At 53.0% G+C, this 7638-nt stretch carries 8 protein-coding genes; 5 read left to right on the forward strand and 3 right to left on the reverse strand.

Annotation, left to right across the window (positions count from 1 at the left end):
- The 3 genes from OB13_RS09135 to OB13_RS09145 all read left to right on the forward strand — a co-directional run.
- Positions 1–245: EamA family transporter (locus OB13_RS09135; RefSeq protein WP_461489854.1), on the forward strand; the 245-nt coding region annotated here is incomplete at its 5' end.
- Positions 246–734, forward strand: a complete 489-nt coding sequence (locus OB13_RS09140; protein WP_461489855.1) for a GNAT family N-acetyltransferase — start codon at positions 246–248, stop codon at positions 732–734.
- A gap of 36 nt (positions 735–770) precedes the next feature.
- Entirely contained in the window at positions 771–1280 is a 510-nt protein-coding gene (locus OB13_RS09145; RefSeq protein ID WP_461489856.1) for a DinB family protein, read from the forward strand.
- A 155-nt stretch (positions 1281–1435) separates the two neighbouring features.
- On the opposite strand, the gene OB13_RS09150 is transcribed toward OB13_RS09145, so the two are convergent.
- Both OB13_RS09150 and OB13_RS09155 read right to left on the reverse strand, forming a co-directional pair.
- Entirely contained in the window at positions 1436–2206 is a 771-nt protein-coding gene (locus tag OB13_RS09150; RefSeq protein WP_461489857.1) for a nucleotidyltransferase, read from the reverse strand.
- Between the two features lie 243 nt (positions 2207–2449).
- Positions 2450–3808, reverse strand: a complete 1359-nt coding sequence (locus OB13_RS09155) for a glycoside hydrolase family 2 TIM barrel-domain containing protein (RefSeq protein WP_461489858.1) — start codon at positions 3806–3808, stop codon at positions 2450–2452.
- A gap of 177 nt (positions 3809–3985) precedes the next feature.
- Here OB13_RS09155 and OB13_RS09160 point away from each other — a divergent pair, with 177 nt between their 5' ends.
- Both OB13_RS09160 and OB13_RS09165 read left to right on the forward strand, forming a co-directional pair.
- Positions 3986–5803 (forward strand): glycosyltransferase family 2 protein, encoded by a 1818-nt coding sequence (locus OB13_RS09160; protein WP_461489859.1) that lies wholly within the window; start codon positions 3986–3988, stop codon positions 5801–5803.
- Between the two features lie 105 nt (positions 5804–5908).
- Complete coding sequence (locus OB13_RS09165; RefSeq protein ID WP_461489860.1) at positions 5909–6652, forward strand: hypothetical protein; 744 nt, start codon at positions 5909–5911, stop codon at positions 6650–6652.
- Positions 6653–6690: 38 nt separating this feature from the next.
- On the opposite strand, the gene OB13_RS09170 is transcribed toward OB13_RS09165, so the two are convergent.
- The coding region (locus OB13_RS09170; protein ID WP_461489861.1) for a glycoside hydrolase family 25 protein at positions 6691–7638 on the reverse strand (948 nt) is incomplete at its 5' end.

Below are 7638 nucleotides of genomic sequence, written 5' to 3' on the forward strand. Positions count from 1 at the left end.
AGCTGATCGATAGCAAAACCCTGCTTTGGTTTGTACTGGCCGGCGCCTGCACAGCCGTGTACTGGATCCTGTACTTCAAAGCCATAAAAACAGCCGATGTCTCTATCGTGGCAACCATTGACAGGGCGGGTATACTGGTTACCGTGCTGCTGTCTTATTTTCTGTTGAACGAGCCGCTCACGCCGCGCCTGCTGCTTGGTATGGGGGTTATACTCTGCGGCACCTTGATACTTGTCTGGAAGTAGATGACGATACAGGTTATACCTATGCTGCCGGAGCATGCGCAGGCAGTGCTCAGCATATATGCCGAAGGCCTGGAAAGTGGTCAGGCCACTTTTAACACAGCGGTACCCACCTGGGAGGACTGGGACAAGAGCCATCATCCACATAGCAGGCTGGTGGCGGTAGTGGCCGGCGAGGTGCTGGGCTGGGTAGCCTTATCCCCTGTTTCGGCACGGCACTGCTACCGGGGTGTGGCCGAGTTTAGCATCTATCTGAGTGCTCCGCACCGGGGGAAAGGGATAGCCCATTTGCTTATGCAGCAGCTGATACAGGAAAGCGAAGCAAACGGCATCTGGACGCTGCAGTCTTCCACTTTCCCGGAGAATACTGCCAGCATCCGGCTACAACGACGTCATGGCTTCCGGGAGATCGGTTACCGGGAGCGTGTAGCCGAACTGCATGGCGTCTGGCGCAATACGATTTTGCTGGAGCGGAGGAGTAACATTAACTGACAGGTATACAGTTTACCAATTATAAAGTATAGCAACATGGAAATCAGCAGCCTAAACTCTTTTCTGGACTACTACGGCAGGATCAGGCAACGCACCGAGCGTGTGATCGCCTGCATCCCCCTTGAACTTTATGATTGGACTTACAAAGAAGGCAAGTTTACGATAGCAGACATCATCCGCCACATCGCTGCCATCGAGCGCTACCTGTACGCCCAAACTGCGCTGGACAAATCTGCCGCCTACCTTGGTTGTGGTAAAGAGCTGGCCGATGGCCCTGAAGAGGTGCTCCGCTTCTTTCGGGCGAAACACCAGGAAAGCATCACCATCTTCCAAAGCCTGCTCGATGAGGATTTGCAAAAGAAAATAGACACTCCGGGTGGAGGAAAGATAACCCTTTGGAAATGGCTGCGGGCACTGGTAGAGCACGAGATCCACCACCGCGCGCAACTCTACATTTACCTGGGTATGCTCGATATCCCTACCCCGCCTATATTCGAGCTTACTTCAGAAGAGGTACACGAACAAAGTATACCTGATCTGGGATAACCTAGCCTTACTGCTGTAGAATGAATTGAAATAAATTCAGGCTATACCTCACATAAAACAAAAGGAGGCGCAGCTGGTCTTAGCTGCGCCTCCTTTTGTTTAGGAGGATATCGTCTCTGTCAAGAGCTTTCTCTCCTATCCTTTTTGCCCTTTGGCTATATGGTTCTGATCGTCACCACTTTGTAATCCCACTCGGTGATGTCGACGGCGTACTGAGTCTGATCAATGAACGGTCCGCGGCAGATCTTCTCCACGGGCGTCTCAACTTCGTACTGCTCCCGGGCACGCAACAGCAGCTCATCCATCAGCCAGCGCGGTATGATATCACGCTCAGAAGGGTATACGAACTGGAAGCTTAGGAACTGGGCCAGCAGCAGTTGCCAGTGCTGCTCGGTGTATACCCACAGCCGGTTCCAGTTCAGCTTATCACCGTAGCGCAATAAGATATGGTTGATATCCGAGCCATCGTAGCGTTCGCGGTTCTGCACGTAGAGCTTGCACCAGATCAGCTCCTCGGCCGGCATGAACTTTAACTTTACGCCATACAGCTCTCCTTCCACCGCATGCTCAAACCACCTGTCATCCACCGGGCACATGCTTCCCGGGTTGTTAAAGATCAGGTCGACCAGGTTCTCCCCTTTTTTGGCTTTGCCCAGCCAGCGGGCGTCCGTCATTTGGGTATCATAACCGCTCTCTGCAAAGGTTTTGAGGATGCGGGGGCACTCCCCGGCTTTGCAGAACACGTCCAGGTCTTTGGTGGCACGCTTGATGCCGGTATACATATCCAGTGCAAAGCCTCCTCCTACCAGGAACTTCGCGCCGCTTTTCACCAGCAGGGCCAGTGCCTCTTTATAAAAGGTATGCGCCAGCTCCTGCTCCTCCACGACTTTGGACTTTATTTTTACATTATTTATTTCTTTGCTCATTTGTTTTAAGTCAGTCACCAGTAAAAAATCGAATGATACTTCAGCAGGCAGCAGCAGGCCCTGAGAGGCACCTGTAAACAGGGCATTCCAAATTGTACTACTCCAGTTCCAAACTGAGGTAAAACATTTACTCCTAAATGGCAGAATTGGTTATAGCACTTATCCAACAGGCAACCTGCAAAAAAAGGCATTGCTGATCATGCACATATAACCGGACTGGTGATGGGTTAGGAGAGCATTGTCCTAATAGAAATCCAGTGCGGAGCTATAGGCCGCGTTTGTTTTCACATAGAAAGGAAAGTTAGCCGTGGCTACATTCCCCTGCCCGTCATACACATAGGCATAGAGCCTGTAGGCGCCATCCTTTTGCGGAGCTTTCAGGGCAACTTTACCGCCTTCTGCTTTGCCTACTATTCCCTGCAGCGGGTCCGGTTTCTCTTCCTTGATGGCATTGCCGTCCTCACTTACTGTTTCGGGCAGCACCTCCCACCTTACCTGCAGCGTGTCGCCTTCCGGGTCTGTGGCAATGACGGCAGCCGAGCATTCCTCGCCGGGTTTCAGGTGTACCTGGTCGGCCGGGAAGATGTCTTTGAGGGAGAGATAGGCAATATGGGGGGCCTTGTTAAAATCCGTGTTGCCGGTCCATAGCTCCCGCATGACCTGAACCAGTTCGGTCTCTTCACCCGTCTCGGTCATCAGGCTGAACCAGGTGGGCGTGGTCTCATACTTGTAACCCCACATGAACACATACGCACCCAGGCAGCGGTCTTTGTCTGCCAGCACGGTGCGCTCGTAGCGGGTGCGTGCAAAGGCAGCTTTTTCAGAACTTGTCTGTTCGATTGGGGCATACCACCAGGTGGTATAGGCCTCCCAGTAGCCTCTGCCGCCAAATTCAGAGATAATGTAAGGTCCGTCCCAGTCGGTATTGTGCAGCTCGTCCACCAGTTCGTGCATGGCGCCAAAAGCGTTGATGGAGATAATGTCGATGGCCGGGCAACGCCGCTTGATCAGGTTGACCACCTTCTCCGGCACGTTCATAACAGTAGTAGTAGTAGGATGATCCGGATCTATTTCGTGGATCATTTCGGCAATACCGTTCACGGCATCCCATACCTTCACATTGGACCCTTCGGCATATAGCTCGTTGCCCACCACCCACATCAGCAGGGCCGGATGATCTTTGTATTTAAGCACTTCCTGCCGCAACCGCTCCTTCTGCGCTGCCACCTCTTCCTTGTCGTAGTAGTTGAAGCCTTCCCGCTCGCGCTCCATCCAGAGTCCCAACATGACAGTGAGCCCCTGCGCGTGCGCCTCGTCGAGTATGCGCTGGGCATCATTTGAGTCCCAAACCCGCACAGAATTGCCCCCATAGGCCTTTACGCGGTCAAAATGCTCGTACCCGGCTGCCCCTTTTATAAAGTAGGGTTCGCCGTCTTTATACAGCGTGAACTTGCCTTCATTCCTTACTACCTCCACTTTTCTGCCTTTGGGTATATAGCGCTGGTTATCAGCAGCTTCTGTAGAACAGGAAACAAACAAGGTCAGCGTGGCAAGGTAAATTGCATACCGAATGAGCACTGCCGGCAAATGGGGGGTAAACATGTATAAGATTTTGCTTAATAGACAGATAGTTCTTTTACGTGGAGAAAGAAGAACTTTTGAGGCTAATACGAGTATAAAGTCGAGATGTTATTGCCTCATTACCTTCGCTCCGCCATGTAACTGATACTGCGGAGCTTTCTTTTTCACTCTAAAAACGATTTACGACTTTTCTTACTGATGTATACGTTTACCAAACATCAACAAGAGCAGCCTACAGCCATACCAGGTATAACGCCTAAGCCAAAGGATGTCCTGACCATCCGGCTCATGATCATACTGGGTCTGGTGACGATGGCGCTGTTCCTGTACTGGTTCCTGGACAAAGACCATGTGGGTTATACGCCGCTGTATGTGCTGCTGACCACGGCGCTTTTCTTTAAACTGCTGCGCACCCTGCACGAGTGGTATCATTACTATTCGGTGAGTGTGCCCGTGAAACCGCCCTTGCGCACAAGCTTTACGGTGGACGTGCTCACAACGGCCTGCCCCGGCGAGCCGCATGACATGATCGTGAACACCCTGGAAGCCATACAGCGCATACGCTACCCCCACACCACTTACCTCTGCGACGAAGGCGACGATCCCTACCTGAAGGCCCAATGCCTGCGGCTGGGTGTGATCCACGTCACCCGAACTATTAAAGTGGATGCTAAAGCCGGCAACATCAACAACGCGCTCCGGCAGGCGACCGGCGACATATGTCTTGTGTTAGATCCTGACCACGTGCCGGTGCCCGAGTTCCTGGACGAGGTGCTCCCTTACTTCGAAGATCCGGAGATCGGCTATGTACAGTGCGTGCAGGCGTACAGCAACCAGAAAGAAAGCCTGGTGGCCTATGGGGCCGCCGAGCAGACCTACAGCTTCTACGGCCCCATGATGATGGGCATGAACGCACACGGTACGGTGCAGGCCATCGGCGCCAACTGTACTTTCCGCCGCAGCGCCCTCGACAGCATTGGCGGGCACGCGGCTGGTCTGGCCGAAGACATGCACACAGCCATGCAGCTGCATGCCAAAGGATGGAAATCGGTGTATGTGCCCAAAATACTGACGCGCGGACTCGTTCCCGGTACCCTGGCCGCCTACTACAAACAACAGGTGAAGTGGAGCCGCGGCACCTTTGAGCTGCTGTTCACGGTATACCCCAGGCTTTTCAGCAAATTTACGTGGCGCCAGAAGATCCACTACTTCACCTTGCCCATGTACTACCTCTTCGGGGTATTCAACCTGTTCGATTTCATGATCCCTACGCTGTCGCTGGTGCTGGCGGAGTTTCCGTGGTATGTGTCGCTGGGTGAGTTCCTGATCATGTTTTCGCCCTTCTTCCTGATCTCCATCTGTATTAGGCAATACGCACAGCGCTGGCTGCATGAGAAAAATGAGAAAGGCTTCCACCTGTTCGGGGGTATACTGCGCACCGGCACCTGGTGGATCTTTTTGCTGGGCCTCATCTATTCCATCTTCCGGGTTAGGGTACCTTACATCCCGACACCGAAGGATGATAAACCGAAAAACAACTGGTTACTCAGCCTCCCCAACTTCCTGCTATGTGCCGGTATACTGGGGGCGATTGCCTACACGCAGCACATTTATGGCCACGTCTACAACAACCCTTATGTGCAGATGATGGTCATGTTCTCGCTGGTAAACGTGATGATCGTGGGCAGCGTACTGGTGATCGGGCAGGAGAAATTTATTGAATGGGTACGCCACAACATCCTGCATGCGGCGATCCTGCAACCAGTGCTGCAACCGCTTCGCCTGCTCATCTGGCGCACCCGCCATGGCTTGTATGACGGCATCCGGTATGTGGCCATTGTGATTACAATTGTTGCGGCAGCTGTCTCCACCGGATTTTTGATGTTTGGCTACAAACCCTATCAGGAAAGTACCCGCAAACACGACATCCCATTGGTTCAAAAACGCCTGCCCAAAGCGAGCACCTCTTTAGAGAGCACGGTTGCGGATAATCCCCTGACAGCCCGGTTTCGATAACAGGAAACCCCTCCGGGAGGGCCTTCCGGGAAGTGACTCAACCCCTGTTATTTCGCTTCGTTATAGTATAGTGTAGTGATTACCACCACTAAACCTATAGAAGCTATGAACAGAAATCAATCAGACCGTGATTACGGACAACACGAAGGCGGTTTCCATACCCATCGTACGGAACGATACCGCCATCCGGAGCAGGACACAGGCTACCACTCCGGGTACTATGGCAACGAAGGAAACTGGGGTACCCGCGGCAACCAGGGCCATGAAATGGGCAACGCCCGCCGCGACTATACCAACATCAACATAACCGACAGCGATACCTACAGCACTTCCCGCAACTATGGCAACATGGGCAGCTACGGCGGCGCCCAGGGCTTTGGCGATATACGAGGCGGACGCCATGATTCGGGCCATCCCTTTGACAGTGGCACGAGCTCCCCGGGCAGGGAACGAGAACGCGGCTATAATCCCAGAGGCTACAGTTCCTTCGGAAATGAGAGCTATGACCGGGGAGGCGCATACGGACGTGAGCAGCAAAGAGCCGGCGGAAGCGGAAGAGGCTACCGCCAGGATCAGGATGACCTGTACGGCCAGGATACTTCCCGCAGGTTTCAGGGCAGCAGCGGCCAGGGCAGGTATAATTTTGAACGCGACGACTATTACAGCTCCAACTATGGCGATGATCAGGGCAACTACATGGGCAGCGGCTACCACCGCACTACCCCAGGCCATTATGGCACCGGCGATTACGGCGAAGCCGGGTATATAGAGCAGAACAACCCAGACAGGAGCCGCCGTGGCCCGCGCGAATTCAACACCGCACAGAACAGGTGGAACACGGACTGGTAGCAACCAGACTCAGGCTACATGAAAAGCAACAGGCGCGGCTATAAAGCTGCGCCTGTTGCTCTTTCCTGTACTTCTTTGGGCTGCAGGCATACCTTCCGGAGTTCCTGCCGGCTGCCGTAAAAGATGTTACAGTCCACTGTTCCTTCAATTCCATCAATCACGCCTTTGTCTGTGTGTTGCCAGAAAGAGAGCAAGGTGCGCTCATTGCGCTGTATGGCCAGTTCCGGCACATCGTAGTGGGCGATCCAGAGCGGATATTCGTCAAAATACCCTTCGAGGTAATCTTTATAAAAGCTATAGCCGGTATACAGGATCGGTTTAACCCCATACGCACGCTCAACCAGCACCAGCCATTCTTTCAGGTCGCCACGAAGGTGATTGAGCGGTTTGCGCCCCCTCACTTCCACATCCAGCACAGGCGGCAGGTCGCCGGGTTGCAGCGTCACGGTGCTGATGTAGTTTCTGGCCTGTACATCCGGCTTCACATGCGGCAGGTAGAAATGATAAGCTCCCCTGATAATCCCGGCTTTGATGGTATTTTCCCAATTCCGGCCAAAGTAACTGTCCTTGAGTTTGGCGCCTTCGGTTGCTTTGATGAAGGCAAACGAAACATCGTTCTCCTTTACTTTTTGCCAATCTACTTTACGCTGGTAGCGTGACACATCCACCCCCAACAGACTTTTACCCAACACGACACTATGTCCTTCGGGCCATACCGGCTGCTTTTTCTCTGCAAACAACTCCACATACAGCACCAGCAGGCCCACCGCTCCCATGACACCAAGCGCGATCAGAAAAGGCAGGCTGGATTGCTTTTTCTTCTTTTTTTTGCGCTGAACAGGTGGTTTAGGTGGTTTGGGTGCTTTGACCGGAGCCTTCGGTGCCTTAAGCGTTTTCAGGGTCTTGACTGTACTCATGTATACCTCCAAAGCAAAGGTATACTTTTCAGGCAAATTCCGGGATACCTCTTTCCCGGAAGGATTATA

It is taken from the genome of Pontibacter sp. HJ8 (assembly GCF_054824225.1).

What these genes read in the sequence shown, in the direction of transcription:
- OB13_RS09140 (WP_461489855.1), top strand. Translation starts at nt 246, where the DNA reads ATGACGATACAGGTTATACCTATGCTGCCGGAGCATGCGCAGGCAGTG.
- OB13_RS09145 (WP_461489856.1), top strand. Translation starts at nt 771, where the DNA reads ATGGAAATCAGCAGCCTAAACTCTTTTCTGGACTACTACGGCAGGATC.
- OB13_RS09150 (WP_461489857.1), bottom strand. Translation starts at nt 2,206, where the DNA reads ATGAGCAAAGAAATAAATAATGTAAAAATAAAGTCCAAAGTCGTGGAG.
- OB13_RS09155 (WP_461489858.1), bottom strand. Translation starts at nt 3,808, where the DNA reads ATGTTTACCCCCCATTTGCCGGCAGTGCTCATTCGGTATGCAATTTAC.
- OB13_RS09160 (WP_461489859.1), top strand. Translation starts at nt 3,986, where the DNA reads ATGTATACGTTTACCAAACATCAACAAGAGCAGCCTACAGCCATACCA.
- OB13_RS09165 (WP_461489860.1), top strand. Translation starts at nt 5,909, where the DNA reads ATGAACAGAAATCAATCAGACCGTGATTACGGACAACACGAAGGCGGT.